The 15,664-nt window shown below is 43.3% G+C and carries 7 protein-coding genes and 1 pseudogene; 6 read left to right on the forward strand and 2 right to left on the reverse strand.

Annotated elements, in window-relative coordinates:
- The first annotated feature begins 82 nt into the window (after positions 1–82).
- Entirely contained in the window at positions 83–1,504 is a 1,422-nt protein-coding gene (locus tag R8O11_RS13270; protein ID WP_005377768.1) for an aspartate kinase, read from the forward strand.
- A 176-nt stretch (positions 1,505–1,680) separates the two neighbouring features.
- On the opposite strand, the gene R8O11_RS13275 is transcribed toward R8O11_RS13270, so the two are convergent.
- Positions 1,681–3,246: an arylsulfatase gene (locus R8O11_RS13275; protein WP_005377767.1), complete on the reverse strand. Its 1,566-nt coding sequence runs from the start codon at positions 3,244–3,246 to the stop codon at positions 1,681–1,683.
- A gap of 388 nt (positions 3,247–3,634) precedes the next feature.
- On the opposite strand from R8O11_RS13275, the gene R8O11_RS13280 reads away from it, so the two are divergent.
- Positions 3,635–5,965 (forward strand): tetratricopeptide repeat protein, encoded by a 2,331-nt coding sequence (locus R8O11_RS13280; protein ID WP_258669395.1) that lies wholly within the window; start codon positions 3,635–3,637, stop codon positions 5,963–5,965.
- A 46-nt stretch (positions 5,966–6,011) separates the two neighbouring features.
- Here the strand turns inward: R8O11_RS13280 and R8O11_RS13285 are convergent, their stop codons facing one another.
- Complete coding sequence (locus tag R8O11_RS13285; protein WP_213866562.1) at positions 6,012–6,800, reverse strand: formylglycine-generating enzyme family protein; 789 nt, start codon at positions 6,798–6,800, stop codon at positions 6,012–6,014.
- A 178-nt stretch (positions 6,801–6,978) separates the two neighbouring features.
- Here R8O11_RS13285 and R8O11_RS13290 point away from each other — a divergent pair, with 178 nt between their 5' ends.
- The 4 genes and pseudogenes from R8O11_RS13290 to R8O11_RS13305 form a co-directional block, all read left to right on the forward strand.
- On the forward strand, positions 6,979–8,304 hold the full coding sequence (locus R8O11_RS13290; RefSeq protein WP_213885335.1) for an anaerobic sulfatase maturase: 1,326 nt from the start codon (positions 6,979–6,981) through the stop codon (positions 8,302–8,304).
- 53 nt (positions 8,305–8,357) lie between these two features.
- Positions 8,358–9,455: a hypothetical protein gene (locus R8O11_RS13295; protein WP_318194209.1), complete on the forward strand. Its 1,098-nt coding sequence runs from the start codon at positions 8,358–8,360 to the stop codon at positions 9,453–9,455.
- 162 nt (positions 9,456–9,617) lie between these two features.
- Entirely contained in the window at positions 9,618–10,337 is a 720-nt protein-coding gene (locus R8O11_RS13300) for an HAD family hydrolase (protein WP_318194210.1), read from the forward strand.
- Between the two features lie 326 nt (positions 10,338–10,663).
- Positions 10,664–14,866 (forward strand): annotated as a pseudogene (locus R8O11_RS13305) (Ig-like domain-containing protein); the annotation flags it as partial.
- Positions 14,867–15,664: the final 798 nt, after the last annotated feature.

Here is a 15,664-nt window from a genome sequence, read left to right on the forward strand (position 1 = left end):
TGATGGTGGGGTGCTTTGCCACCCCACACTTTACTATCTCTTCTTTTTTCTTTTTAAAGTTACTAATCAAAAAAGGCTTATCATGACATTTACCGTAGAAAAAATCGGCGGTACATCAATGACAGCATTTGATGCTGTTCTCGACAATATTATTCTTCGTCCCAAAACACCATACAATCGTATTTTTGTCGTATCTGCATACGGTGGTATGACCGATGCGCTGCTCGAGTGTAAAAAAACCAGTAAACCAGGCGTTTATCAGCTTATCGCGAAACGCGACGACAAATGGGAAGAAGCGTTAGCGTACGTTGAAAGCCGTATGTTGCTGACCAATGAAAATATTTTTGCGGACCCAATGAATCGTATCCGTGCGGATAAATTCATTCGCTCCCGCATTGCTGAAGCGAAAAACTGTATCGCGAATATTTTAGAAACCTGTCAGTACGGTCAATTTTCGTTGCGCCAGTACTTGCCTCAAATTCGAGAGTTTCTCTCGTCTATCGGTGAGGCACATAGTGCTTACAACACAGCACTAAAACTAAAAAATATGGGTATTAACGCTAAGTTCGTTGACCTGTCTGGTTGGGATAATCAAGCGCCAAGAAGCCTTGATGAGTCGATCAGTGACGCGTTTGCTGATATCGATGTATCAAAAGAACTGCCAATCGTGACAGGTTATGCTTACTGTAAAGAGGGCCTAATGCACACTTATGACCGAGGTTATAGTGAGATGACATTTAGCCGAATTGCAGCAATAACAAAAGCGGATTTAGCAGTAATTCACAAAGAGTACCACTTGAGCTCAGCGGACCCACGCGTTGTTGGCCCTGAAAAAGTATTACCAATTGGTAGTACAAACTATGACGTAGCAGACCAACTTGCCAACCTTGGCATGGAAGCGATTCACCCAAATGCCGCTGCGGGTTTGCGTGAAAGTGGTATTGAGCTACAGATTAAAAATACATTCGAACCTGAACACGAAGGTACTTTGATCTCTTCAAGCTACCGCCCAGAAGAAGACAAAGTCGAGATCATCGCAGGTAAAGAGAAAGTATTTGCACTGCATTTGTTTGACCAAGCAATGGTAGGAAAAGCCGATAACGTTAGTTACGAATTGATGGAAATCATCTCCGATGCTCGTGTAAGTTTGGTTGGTAAAGAGATGAACGCTAACTCTATTACTTACTATCTAGGTGGCAGTACAGATAGCTTAAACAAAGTATTGTATAAAGCCGAGAAACGTTATCCGAATGCCTCGATTAAAGGTCGTATGGTCGCGCTTATCTCAGCCATCGGTTCTCAAATTGATACCAACAAGACGTTGGCGAAAGGTGTGCTTGCATTGATGAATAATGGCGTTACGCCAGTTGCACTGCACTCATCATTGAGAAATGTAAATGTTCAATTTGTTGTCGGTGATAAGGAATACCAGCACGCGATTTGCGCATTGCATGATGAGTTTTTCCAAAGTAGCAGTTTAGCTAAATCGGTTAATGTGGCTTAGTTTATCCACGGTTAAAATACAAAGGAGAGCAGGTTAGCTCTCCTTTTTTGTTTTTCAGTTTGTACTTTTGCATAGTCTAAACAGACGATTTAAGTAAGTTCCTATGTGGCGATACACATAAGCCAGCAGAATGGTCTGCTGGCTTAATGTTACTGATTAACTAACGTTAACTTAGTTTACTTAAACTTGCTGATTTCTTGTTCAACTTTGTCTAGTTGCTGCAGCTTCTCTTGCATTTTTAGAGAGTCGTAGTTTAGTGAAGCAGGGTTCATCGCTGTGCCACGTTGCATTGGGTATTCTGGAAGTGTTTTAAAGAACTCTCCCACAACGTCTTGAACAGGTACAAATAGCCACATGTTGTCAGCCATCCAACGCAAGTACATTTGTGATTCGCTTGGGCCTTTTTCGAATGGGTCAGCGCGTAGGTGGATGATTTTAGGCCAGTTCGGAGCAAAACGAACTGCGTTACTTAGGTTCCCTTCAAGCGTTGCAAAGTGAAGTTTCCAGTCATTCCAGCGGACAGCGTTTAATTCACCATTAGACGTAAAGTAAAGCAGCGACTCACGAGGGCCTTTTTCTTCCTTACCTTCAAAGTATGGCATGAAGTTATAACCATCTAAATGTACACGCCACTCTTTGCCATTTGCTTTGTAGCCTTCTGCCAGTTTTTCTTTTACATCAGGTACGCCAGCAGCTGCCAATAATGTAGGCAACCAGTCTTGGTGTGCCATCATTTCATTGATCTTGGTTCCTGGTTTAATGACGCCTGGCCAACGAACCAGTTGAGGAACACGCATACCGCCTTCCCAAGTTGTACCTTTTTCACCATGGAATGGTGTTGCGCCACCATCTGGCCAAGTCATGGTTTCTGCGCCGTTGTCCGTTGAGTAGATAACGATAGTGTTGTCTGCAACACCTAGCTCATCCAGCTTGTCGAGTAAAACACCTACATGATCATCATGTTCCAGCATACCATCGGCATAAATGCTTACACCTGATTTACCTTGGTATTTTTCCTGCAAGCGAGTCCAAACGTGCATACGAGTGGCGTTATGCCAAATAAAGAAGGGTTTATCCGCCTTAACTGCTTTTTCCATAAATGCCAAAGAGCTCTCTAGGAACTCTTCATCTGCGTGCTCCATACGTTTTCGTGTCATCGGGCCAGTGTCTTCAATCTTACCGTCGGCATAAGACTTAATGACACCACGAGGGCCATAGTTTTTACGAAACTCTGGGTCTTTAGGGTAGTAATAAGTTTCAGGTTCTTCTTCTGCGTTTAGGTGATATAAGTTACCGAAGAATTCGTCAAAGCCGTGTTTTGTCGGTAAGTGCTTATCTTGGTCACCTAAGTGGTTTTTACCAAATTGACCCGTCATGTAACCTTGTTCTTTTAACAGATCTGCAATGGTTGGCGCCCAATCAGGTATGCCGTGGTCAGAGCCTGGCATACCAATTGTTAACAAACCCGTACGAAATGGTTCTTCACCCGTAATAAAGGCCGCGCGACCAGCAGTACAAGACTGTTGTCCGTAGTGATCTGTGAACAACGCACCTTCATTCGCGATACGGTCGATGTTTGGCGTTTTGTAACTCATCATACCTTGGTTGTATGCGCTGATATTCCAGTAGCCGATATCGTCACCAAAAATTGCCAGAATATTCGGTTTGTCGGCTGCCATAGCAGCACTGGACGCCGCTAACAGTCCTGCGCCTACAGCGATTTTGCTCAATTGATTTGCCATAAAAACTCCAGATTGTTGAGAGTAAAGATAAGCACAAGTGAGCCTTATGCTTAGTTGCTGCATAAGTTAATGATGTATATAGAAAAATCCTCTTATACTCGATATAACCATAAGTTATTGCTAGGTAGTAACCATTTGTTAATTAAGAAGAAATAGGATTATCCTGTTAGTTTGTAGAGATTCGTAAAGTAGATTTAGATCACTGAAGAGCCTTATTTTTATTGCGTAGTAGAAGAGGGGATGGAAATGAAAAACAATAGGATGTTCGCTTGTTTTACGGTCCTAAAGCAATACTAAAGTCGTTATGTATTGCTTGTAATTATTTGTATAACCAGTGATTTAGTGTCTATATTGATTTAGGTTGTACATTATAAATATAAGGATATCTATGAGTCAGTGGGCAGGCCGGTTTCGCATTTTATTGCTGGTCAACGTTGTTGTCAGTTTTATGGCTTTTTCTCAAGAGTTATTAACAGAGAAACCAAATATTCCTTCAGGCTTAAATCCAGAATATGCTGGCACACAAGCTTGTATAGATTGCCACCAAAACGAGGTGGAGGCCTGGAAAGGGTCACATCACGATATGGCCATGAAGCATGCAAGTACAACCTCTGTGCGTGGTAATTTTGATAACCATGTTGTAACACACAAAGGAATGCCTAATCGTTTTTTTAAAAAAGGCGGCGAATATTGGGTCAACATTCAAGGCTCTGACGGGCAATGGCATGACTATAAGATCAGCTATACATTTGGCTGGGAACCATTACAGCAGTACATGGTCGAGTTTGAAGATGGCCGCGTGCAGCTTATTCCTTTTGCTTGGGACACAAGAGCTAAAGTTGAAGGGGGACAGCGTTGGTTTCATCTTTATCCAGAAACGACAACAACGGATGAATTCTATTGGACCAATACCGGGCAAAATTGGAACTTCATGTGTGCTGATTGCCATTCAACGAACCTAAAGAAGAATTACGACGCTGACAAAAACACTTACAACAGCTCATGGTCAGAGATTAATGTGGGATGCGAAGCATGCCATGGTCCCGCTAGTCAGCACATAGAACTGGCCAAGAAATACAAAAATGCTGGCACTTCTTTTGAGCATGACAGCCATTATGGCTTTGATCGAAATTTGTCTAAAGCAGTGTCGGATTGGGTGTTTGAGGAAGGCCATAGTACGTTACAGCCGAAATCAATTGAAGCAACCAATCAAGTGCAAACATGCGCTCAATGCCATAGTCGCCGAACCCAGTTAAATGAAACAGGTGATCATGTTAAAGGTTCTTTTTTTGATAAATATCGCTTAAGTCTTATAACACCTGAACTCTACTATCATGATGGACAGATTTACGACGAAGATTATGTTTATGGTTCGTTTCTTCAATCTGAAATGGCGGAGAAGGGGGTCACGTGCACTAATTGCCATGATCCACACACGGCAGAGTTAACGATCCCAGAAGAGGCAGTATGTTCGCAATGCCATATTGCATCGGAATATACACCTGAAAAGCATACCTTTCATAAGGCTGGATCTGAAGCATCGCAATGTACGACTTGTCACATGCCAGAAACGACTTACATGCAAGTCGATCCTCGTAGAGACCACGGTTGGCATATTCCACGACCGGATTTGAGCAAACATATTGGAACGCCCAATGTTTGCATGTCTTGCCATGAAGATAAAAGCAATCAATGGGCCGATGAACAGATAGCAAAATGGTACCCGAATTCGAAGTATCGTAATCAGCAACATTTTGCTGTCGCATTTTATGCGGATTCAATTGGTCATCAAGGAGCAGCAAATGCGTTGGCATACTCTGCTCAGGATTCGTCGTTAAAAGACATTATTCGTGCTTCAGCCCTGGAGAGAATGGGGGGCAATACTGACCAAAATACAACAGTATCTTTGGCTAGGGCCGTTAAGAATGAGAATGAAATGGTTCGATTAGGGGCAATTTCAGGCTCGTCTGGTTATGAATTTCATGATCGGTGGCGGATTCTAGAGCCATTGCTTGGTGACCCGGTGCTTTCAGTGAGAGCGGAAGCTGCCTCGGTGCTGGTAGTGAACTACGCACAAATGACCCCTTTACAAAAAGATATCATTAAATCGCCTTTAGAAGAGTACATGGAAATTCAAGAGTTTAATGCCGATCGTGGTTTCGGAAGAACCAATTTGGCGAATGTGTACCGCAGCTTAGGTGAAATCGACAAAGCGGCCGAGCTGTATAAACAAGCGATCAGCATCGAACCCTATTTCGAAAATAGCTACGTTAACCTAGCAGATTTGTATCGTCACCTAGGTAAAGAAGAAGCTGCGCTCACGGTGCTACAACAAGGGATGAAAGCTCAACCTAAATCCAGCACATTACCATACAGCGCAGGTCTTTCTTTGTTACGTCAAGGCAAAGCCGATGATGCGAAAAAGCTACTTAGACGCGCCGCCGAAGTTGGTGAAACTAATGTGCATTATTGGTACGTGTACGGTCTAGCTTTAGAAAAAAGCGATGTTCTAGAAGCCAGTAAAGCGTTGCATACAGCATTTGAAGTCGGTGGCAATCCACAACACTTGTTTGCTCAATGCGAGGTTCTAGCGAGAAATCATAAAAAAGGTGCTGTCGCTTTTGCTTTCGATAGGTGCATACAAGAGCTTAGTCACTATGCACCTAAGCAAGCTATTGATCAGCTTAAAGCCTCTATTGTTGGGGTCAATAGGAGCTAATTACCAAAAGTGGAGCTTTTATCGCTCCACTTTTTTCTTACTTAGTTTAATCAGCGTCTTTCGCTAATCTCAGCCCCATGTCGGACATGATGACTGACTGGCTAGCAAAATCGCGACGATAGTTTTCGGATTCGTCAGCATCATAGGCAAAGCTACCACCTCGTACAGACTTGTGTGCCAGGCTTTCTTTTTCATCTTTTGCGTTTACCGGATTATCACTTGGTGCTGATTTGTAATAGCCTTCATCAAACGCATCAATAACAAACTCACCAACATTACCCGTCATATCGTATAAGCCAAGCTCATTCGGTTTTTTCTGACCTACCTTGTGTGCCTTATTGTTTGAGTTACTGGCATACCAGGCAACGTCGTTAATATCATCAGACCCCGCGTAAGTGAATCCTTGACTTAGATTCCCCCCTTTCGCTGCAAACTCCCATTCTGCTTCTGTGGGTAAACGATAGTGCTCTCCCGTTTTTTCATTCAATTTCTTTATAAAATAATTGGCTTGTTGCCAGCTAATGTTATTCACGGGCGTATTTGGGTTTCTAAAATAACTCAGAGAAGAGCCTGTAACCGATTCGAATAACTCTTGGGTTACCTCAAATTTTGCCAAATAGAAATCATCCACGCGAACGGTGCGAGCCGGGCGCTCGGATTTATTTGCTGATGGATTATCCGAGCCCATCGTAAATTGTCCACCTTCAATAAGAACCATATCTTGATCGATTTTTTGAGCAAGAGGGCTAGGTTGTGTTGTTGCACATCCAGTGATAATTAGCGAAATCGAAATAGTGGCACCAAGGTAAAGAGTATTACTTTTGGAATGCTTCATAGGGGAGCTCCATCAACATTTATGATCAAAGAATTTTATCAGGCAAGTCTATGAAAAACAGTTATACACACTATAACAAGCGCCACGAATAATTGAACATTATCATCACACTAGGCGATTAACTTAATGATTAGTCTTAACGCCGTTGGGCGCAGGCTAGCAACTAAGAAGGTGATGAATGCACATAACTCAAGGTCCGCAGTTCAATGGAAAAGCATCCAAGCGATTACATGTCATGGCGAAACCTATCGGTGCAGTGTGCAATATCGATTGCACCTATTGTTACTACCTAAGCAAACAAGATTTACTTGAGTACAAGCCAGGCTGCTCACCAGTCATGGATGAGGAAACGCTCGAGACCTATATCCGTCAATATATAGCGGGACAAAATACACCTGAAATTATTTTCTCTTGGCAGGGTGGTGAGCCGACAATGCTAGGTTTGGATTATTTCAAGACAATTGTTGAGCTACAGAATAAATACCGTCCCGATGGCATTACGATCTCCAATGATCTCCAGACTAATGGCACACTGCTTAACGATGAATGGTGTGAGTTTTTAAAGGCGAACAACTTTCTCGTCGGTTTAAGCATTGATGGTCCAGAAATGATGCACAACGCTTATCGAACAAACCGAGCTGGTAGAGGCACATTCCGGCAAGTTATGAATGCGGTTGAACTATTACATAAGCACGAAGTAAAGTTTGCTACGCTCACTTGTGTTAACAACTTGACCAGCCGTAACCCACTTGAAGTGTACCGATTCTTGCGAGATGAAGTACGCTCCCCTCAAATGCAGTTTATTCCAATAGTTGAGCAGAAAACATTCAGAACAACCGCCCCTCAAACTTGGGAGCCAAACGAGCAACTAAAGCAAGGAGATAAACGGTTGATCCCAGGTCATAAAGATGCCGTTGTTGAGCCTTTTTGCGTTGCGGATGAAGCATGGGGAAATTTTCTGATCGCGATTTTCAATGAATGGGTTTTACACGATATCGGCAACGTGTTTGTTCAGTACTTTGAAGCCAGTATCGAAACCTGGATGGGCAGAAAAAACCCACTGTGTACGTTAGGTGAAATCTGCGGGAAAGGCTTAGCAATGGAGCCTAATGGTGATGTGTTTGCGTGTGATCATTACGTGTACCCAGAATATAAGGTTGGAAACATTCATCACGAAAAGCTCGATACGCTCGCTTATAGCTCTGAGCAGCAGAAATTTGGGTTTGCTAAAAGTCGTACGCTGCCCCAACAGTGCCTTCAATGTGATTATCAATTTGCATGTTTTGGAGAATGTCCCAAAAACCGTTTTATCCGTACTAGGCAAGGTGAGCCTGGTCTTAATTATCTCTGCGCGGGTTGGAAGAAGTTTTTTACCCATGTTGATCAGTCGATGGCGTACATCTTACGAGCGACAGGTAACCCAGTGGTTCACGGTAAATACAGTGACCAGATTCTACGCCAGCAAGCTACTCAAACACAGACTGTGTTTGAAATGAAGTTTTAAGATAGTCACTACGCCTGCTACAGGCCCGGAAATGAAAGAATATAGGTTATTGAATGCAAAAAATTAAGCTGCTCTCTAAATCATTACTCGTGATCTCGATCGGCATTGCTACGAGTCAAGCCGTGGTGGCACAAGAAACAACATTGCTAGACCCAGATCAAGTATCGCCGACAACGGTTGTCACTCCACAAGAAGCTCAAATGACACCGGCGCAACGAGTCGAAAAGCTGTCTTATGATGCGCAAAATAAAAAGTTGTCTTCAGAAAAACGTATTGATGCTTTACGTGAGTTAGCCAACTATCCAAGCCAAAATGCATTGGTTGCAGTTGCGCGTGGGTTGCAGGATGAAGATGCAGGTATTCGCGAAGCTGCGATCGTGGGAGCACAACCATATATGATTGAGCACCGTTGGCGTTTGATTTCACCATTATTGAGTGATGACGCCGCCATGGTGCGAATTACAGCAGCGATTAACCTCGTTCGAGATTACGCCAATTTGAGTTCAGAGCAACAGCAGTCACTTGAAGGGCCTGTTTCAGAGCTGACAGTACACTTGTCCAGTAAGAACGATAATGTTTCCAAGTTATTACTTGCAGACGTTTACCGTTGGCATCGTGATTGGGATAAAGCGGCGCTGATATACCCAGAGTTAACTAAGCTTGAGCCAAACAACCCTCAAGTTTGGTTAAGCTATGCAGACAACTTCCGAGCGCAACAGCTAGACCAAAAAGCTATCAACGTGCTTGACGAGGGTATCAAGCTAAATTCAGAAGATGCCTCGCTGCATTATTCTAAATCTCTCGCTTTGGTTAGATTAGACAAAAAGAAAGAAGCGGCGTTTGAAATAGACAAAGCTGCGACGATGGCAAAGACGAACAGTTACTTTTGGTATTTAAATGGTGTTCTGCAAGAAGAGTTAGACTTGAAGAAGTCTGTCAACGCTTTTGAGCAAGCGTATTTGATATCCGGTGCTCCAGAACAATTGTATGCCGTGTGTGACATCTATGTCAGATACGGCAACCCTAAAACGGATGACTGTTTAACAGAGCTAACGAAGGTCGCTCCCGACTATGTTATTGAAGAGCTCAATCAGAAAAAGGGACGTAAAAGTGCCTCTACATCAGTTGAAGCCAATGAATTTAAACTCTAATCGGTAAATTCCATGTTCCTATTTCAATAAAATAGTGAACCAATTTAGTGACGGTGTCACTCTTTGGTGGCCGTTGGATATGTCAGTTCAATATGCGCCTGTTTCAATTGAACTATACTTTTGATTGGATTCGCACCTAGCACCTCAATATAAGGAATTAAGATGGCTATAAAGTTAAAGACGATTGTCTTAGCAACAGGTTTTGCTCTGTCTAGTTACGCTGTTGCTGCTGATATGCAAGATCCACTTCCGTCATGGAACAACACTGACGCTAAGCAAGCTATTATGGCGTTTGTTACGAAAACAACGACCCAAGGTTCGGATTCCTATGTTCCTGAAAGCCAACGAATCGCGACGTTTGATAATGATGGAACACTTTGGGCAGAAAAGCCTGTTTATCTACAGTTGTTTTTTGCGATCGATAGAGTAAAAGAAATGGCCTCTGAGCATCCTGATTGGAAGACAACCGAACCCTTTGCTTCCGCATTAAAAGGTGACATGGAGGGGATTGGTAAACAAGGACTCGAAGGTGTAATGAAGCTTGTTATGGCAACCCATTCTGGAATGTCTACTGAACAGTTTCATCAAGAAGTTAAGGAATGGTTGAAAACGGCTGTCCATCCAACAACGGGTAGACCATACACTGAAATGGTCTATCAACCTATGCTCGAACTGCTCGACTATTTAAGAGCTAACGACTATCAGACCTACATCGTTTCTGGAGGCGGAATTGAATTTATGCGCGTTTGGGCGCCGGAAGTATACGGCATTCCAACGCAAAACATCGTGGGAACGACGTTAAAGGCGGAATATCAAAGTGTTGATGGAAAACCTACCATCCAACGTATTTGTATTTTGGTGGGGCATCCATTACTAAGTTAGAGGCATTAGGGCTTACAAGCTCAGTCTCTGATAATGAGCTTAGCTACACGTTAAGTTCCAGTGGAAAGCAAATCACAGCATTTGCTAATGGTGTCACTGTATTTACGTTAACATTGAGTGGCATTGAGTCGGGTAACGATGTACTAGCTTCAATCTCGCTTACTCTTGATCATCCTATCGATCAATTCAATAGTAGTGATACGGTCACTTTCCCGCTGACCATTGGAGGGACAGATCTAGACTCCACACCGCTTGTAGAGAATGAAATTGATTTCGTGTTGAAAGATGGTGTTGATCCTACGTTGAGCAACTTGACTGTTGTTGCAATGGAAGAGATTAATCTAGAAAGTGGGGCAATCTTTAAGACTGGGAGCCTTCAACTCGATATCGGGAGTGATTATGTTGACTCTCTTCGATTTAGCGAATTAAACCAGCCCACATTAGTGAGTAGTGAAAGTGAGTTGCTTTACCGTCTGTCTGATGACGGTACGACAATTACTGGCTATATCTTAGAAGGTGGGGTGGAAGTAAATATTTTTCAATCGAAACTATTATCCACATTACCTGTAGAGTCGAGTAGTGAAATAGAGTATTCCTTTGAATTATATCGCTCTTTCGATCTGTCAAAAGATCAAATCCTGGATATACCATTGTTAGTTAATGCAACAGATTCAGACGGTGACACCACCTCCGTAACATTGGATATTACCTTAGAGGCAATTGAAGGTTTGAACGATGATGCCTCTTTAACGGTGGATATTCTTGATGGCGGCGATGGATACGAAAACCAGTTTGAAGTTCCTAGTGTCACGATTCAAGGTGACGCACTCAAGATAAGCGATGAGTGGCTTGTTACTATCACCATTACCGACAGCCTCAATAATTCCATTACTGTTACAACGACCGTAGAGAATGAGGCTTATACCCTATCAGACGTTGATCTGTCTTCTCTTGCTGAAGGGCCGCTTACGGTGACTTCTGTGGTTTCTGACATTTATGGCAATAACCTGAACGCCGTCGATACGACCATTAAAGATACGCTTGCAACGGTGAACGTCAATTTTGATGGTGGAGGGGATGAGTATTTAAATCAGTACGAAATCGCGACTACTCGCCTCGAAGGGACGATTGAAAACATTGAAGATGGCCAGCGTATCCAAGTTACGGTAACCGACTCGTTAGGAGCGGTCATAAACTTAGAAACGGTGGTGACTGGTGGAAGTTGGTCTCTGGACGACGTTGACCTTTCTGGATTGTCTGAAGGTACGCTGACAGTTGTTGCTAAGAGTATAGATATAGCGGGCAACCCTGCAATCAGTGAAAACACCATCATCAAAGATACGCTCGCAAGTGTGACGGTGGACGTTGACGATGGCAGAGACGGCTATTTAAACACTGAAGAGCGCCAATCTGTCACTTTGTCAGGGCAAGTCAGTGATGTTGAAAATGGTCAGACGGTTTCTGTCACGGTTCAAGACAGCTCAGGGGTGATGCTCTCGTTCAATGCCGTTGTCGTTGATGGTATGTGGCAAGTCGAAGGGGCGAACTTATCCACGTTAGCCGATGGGGCGTTAACCGTATCTGCCTCCGTGAATGATGTGGCGGGCAACCAAGCGAAAGCGATGGATGAGGCTACGACCATAGATGCCACTGCTCCCACCATTGATATCGATACGGATTTTTATATTAGCGGTGGTCTTGCCATTGATGATTTCCGTGAGGGTATAGTCACGGAAATGAGAGGGACAACCAGTGGTGTAGAGCAAGGTTTGGCAGTGACGATTCGGGTAAGTGACGGAGACAGCACGCTCAATTTTACTGGCCTTGTTGATGCATCAGGTTCGTGGACAGTAACCGGAATTGACGTAAACACTCTCAATCTAAACAACACGTGGACCATTGAAGCAGAAGTGTTGGATGCCGCCGGCAACCACGCGGTAGATACCATGCCGACAATAGTGCTACCCGGTTCAACGGTATTTTCTGAAAACATCGTTGGATTTTTTGGTGAGCAAAGCAGCTCGGCAGCCATCAACATAGAAAATGGTGTGCCAGCACTGCATGCAGAGCAACCACGTTTGAGCGCGCTTACATCGGTCGGTCAATCTATTAATGTTGTTGTTGCAGAAGATGGGTTGAGCTTACAAGGAACATCGACCGACGACCGATTAGTTTTCTCAGCAGAAGTCAATGATGATGGTACGGTTCAAATTACTTTTTATGAAGCGATTGATCATGGTGTAGGTCAAGATGAGCTGGTGACTAACGTATTGGTTGAAAGCACTCAAAGTGATGCTGATGGTACACAAGAGACGGTTGTGGCACCGTTAACGATTACTATTTATGACTCTGATCCGGTGATTAGAGATGACACATACTCAGTCGTAGAAGATCAAACAATTACGGGCAATGTACTTGAAAATGATATTGATCTTGATGGAACACTTTATGTGAAATTTGTAGAGGCTGGCGGGGAGCAGAAGTCAATTCTAGAGGGGGGATCCGTAAGTTTTAGTTTAGAAAAAGGCGAATTAACCGTATTTTCTGATGGCTCTTGGCAGTTTGATGCAGGTCGAAACCTAGATCATTCGGTCGAGCAAAGTGTTTCTTTCAGCTATTTAGCTGCAGATGACTCCCAAGACTATGGCTTGGCTAACGCGACGATTGATATTAGTGATGGACAAGCAGGTTACGTAGGCAATGCAACTATAGACGTAACAGAAGTCCCTTTGGATGGCCCGATATTGAACTCTGAAGGAACTGTTAATATTGTCGCGGGATCTGACAATCCGGATCCGAGTAGTTTGTATTTCGGTGGGTCATCTATTACTAAGTTAGAAGCATTAGGGCTTACAAGCTCAGTCTCTGATAATGAGCTTAGCTACACGTTAAGTTCCAGTGGAAAGCAAATTACAGCATTTGCGAATGGTGTCACTGTATTTACGTTAACGTTGAGTGGCGTTGAGTCGGGTAACGATGTATTAGCTTCAATTTCGCTTACTCTTGAGCACCCTATCGATCAATTCAATAGCAGTGATACGGTCACTTTCCCGTTGACCATTGGTGGCGTAGATTTAGATGCCACACCGCTTGTAGAGAATGAAATTGACTATGTTCTAAAGGATGGCGCAGACCCAACTTTAAATAATTTGAATGGGGTAGAAGTAAAAGAATCTGATCTCGCAAATGGAAGTGTGTTGAGCTCAGGGAATTTTCAAGTTGAGGTTGGCAGTGATTACCTCGAATCTTTGTCGTTCATCGTCTCTGAACAACCCTTGTTGACGAGTGGTGAACAAGTTGTGCTTTATCAAGTCTCTGCGGATGGCAAAACACTTGATGGTTATATTCTTGACGAAGATGGGCACACTCAGATTCCCATCTTTCAAGCTACCCTCAATGCTTCATTACCTATTGATGCAAATAGCGACATTACCTACTCCTTTGAGCTTTTTCAGGCTCTCGACCAACAAGAAAATACTGATCCAAACGTACCTCTCGTTGTTACTGCAATGGACTCAGACCAAGATAACACGTCGGTCGTTTTAGACATTAATGTGATAGATAACGACAATGGACAAGCGCTAATCAATAGCGGCAATGTCGAGTTAACCGAAACACCTGTCGATACAAACATTGCTCCTGATGGGGTTTCAGCCATAGCGAATACGGATGTGATAGTTACGTCATCATTCGATCCGATTGTGTATCTGGGTGTTGACATAAATGATGGAGATACTGTCAAAACTACGCTTGGTGATGCTGTTACTTATAACGGAGAGGCTGTCACTTGGTACGATAACAATGATGGAAGCTTTGACGCAATTTCAGACACTGGAGACGTTGTATTTAGGGTCACGTTACCTAGTGACTTCTCTTTGCCATCAAATGATACGTCTACCGTTAATGTAACTGTAGAGCTTTATCACTCGCTTGACCATGTTTTAGGTGATGGGACGCAATTGTCGATCTCTATGCCCATCGTGGCGAGAGATTCTGATGGAAGCGAGATCTCTACGGAGTCCAACATACTGGTCTATGATGGCTTGTTTCCGGAACTAGTAATTACAGAGGGAATCACAGTCAATGAAAGCGGGTTGAATGATGATTCGCTTGATTCTGGCATCGAGGGCTCGTCACCATCCATTACGCTATTACAAGGTTCAGACTCTATCGCCAGTGTGAGCGTGAATATCGATATGTTCAATGCGCTCGGCTATAAAACAAGTAGTGGTAGCCTGGTTTCGCTTGATTCACCGGACTCGAATGGTTGGTTATATGCAAGAGATGAAAGCGAGCAAGACGTCTTTAGAATTAGATTTAATACCGATGGGACTGTCGAGTTTGATCTATACCGTGCACTTGAACACGATGAACCTGACGGTGTTCCAGCGGACGAGAACACATTAGAACTCAGTTTTTCAATTTATGCCGTTGATAAGGATGGCGACCAGTCTGAAGCTGAGACATATACCGTTAGTGTAGTAGATGATATCCCTGAAGACACAAGCTCACCAATAGAAATTGAACTTACCGAGGGGGATGAGTTTTCGGGAAACTGGTTTAGCAATAATGCCGACTTAATCAGTTCAGATGGCACGTTGATTTCAAGTTTGACCTATGCAGGTGAAACATACGATACGGCGAGTTCGGTATTTAGCAATGATGCTTGGACCATCGATTTAATCAATAGTAGTGATGGTAACTTAAAATATGGAACGCTGACTATTGCTCAAGATGGGACATTTACGCTAACTACCGAGCTTATTGTTAATACGCCTGTAGGTGGTTTGCTTGATGATCTAACGATAACTGTGACGGATGCAGACGGTGACCAAGCAAGCAGTGAAGCTCAATTAATTCTTGATGATGCCAGGGGCTTTATTCGAACCGTTAATGTAGATACGTTAGAAGATAATGGCGCGAATAATAGTGGAGACCCTACGCCAGTCGCGTTACCGATTAGAGTTTCTCCTGGGGATACGGAGAATAATGAGCGTGTTGAAGCGATAAGGATCTCTGTTGAATCTCTACAAGGAGGGGCTCTGTTTTTAGACGGAGCGCGCCTTGAAGATGATGATAATGACGGATTTATTAGTCTTTCTGGTACAGAGCTAATGGGGGTGGGTATATTCACCGTTCCAAATGGTGATCTCACTTATCAACCAGCACTAAACCTGTCGGGCAACACTATCAAAGTTTCGTTAGCAGTGTCTGCATTAATCGTATCTGATGTCGAACCAGATGGTTTTGTATTGGCTATGTTCCCTTTAATTGTTGCTGAAGACTTAACATCCTGTTTTCATTAAGTTCTTCAGTAACTTCCATGT

The organism is Vibrio sp. 1288 (genome assembly GCF_033344475.1).

What these genes read in the sequence shown, in the direction of transcription:
- R8O11_RS13300 (WP_318194210.1), top strand. Translation starts at nt 9,618, where the DNA reads ATGGCTATAAAGTTAAAGACGATTGTCTTAGCAACAGGTTTTGCTCTG.
- R8O11_RS13280 (WP_258669395.1), top strand. Translation starts at nt 3,635, where the DNA reads ATGAGTCAGTGGGCAGGCCGGTTTCGCATTTTATTGCTGGTCAACGTT.
- R8O11_RS13295 (WP_318194209.1), top strand. Translation starts at nt 8,358, where the DNA reads ATGCAAAAAATTAAGCTGCTCTCTAAATCATTACTCGTGATCTCGATC.
- R8O11_RS13285 (WP_213866562.1), bottom strand. Translation starts at nt 6,800, where the DNA reads ATGAAGCATTCCAAAAGTAATACTCTTTACCTTGGTGCCACTATTTCG.
- R8O11_RS13270 (WP_005377768.1), top strand. Translation starts at nt 83, where the DNA reads ATGACATTTACCGTAGAAAAAATCGGCGGTACATCAATGACAGCATTT.
- R8O11_RS13290 (WP_213885335.1), top strand. Translation starts at nt 6,979, where the DNA reads ATGCACATAACTCAAGGTCCGCAGTTCAATGGAAAAGCATCCAAGCGA.
- R8O11_RS13275 (WP_005377767.1), bottom strand. Translation starts at nt 3,246, where the DNA reads ATGGCAAATCAATTGAGCAAAATCGCTGTAGGCGCAGGACTGTTAGCG.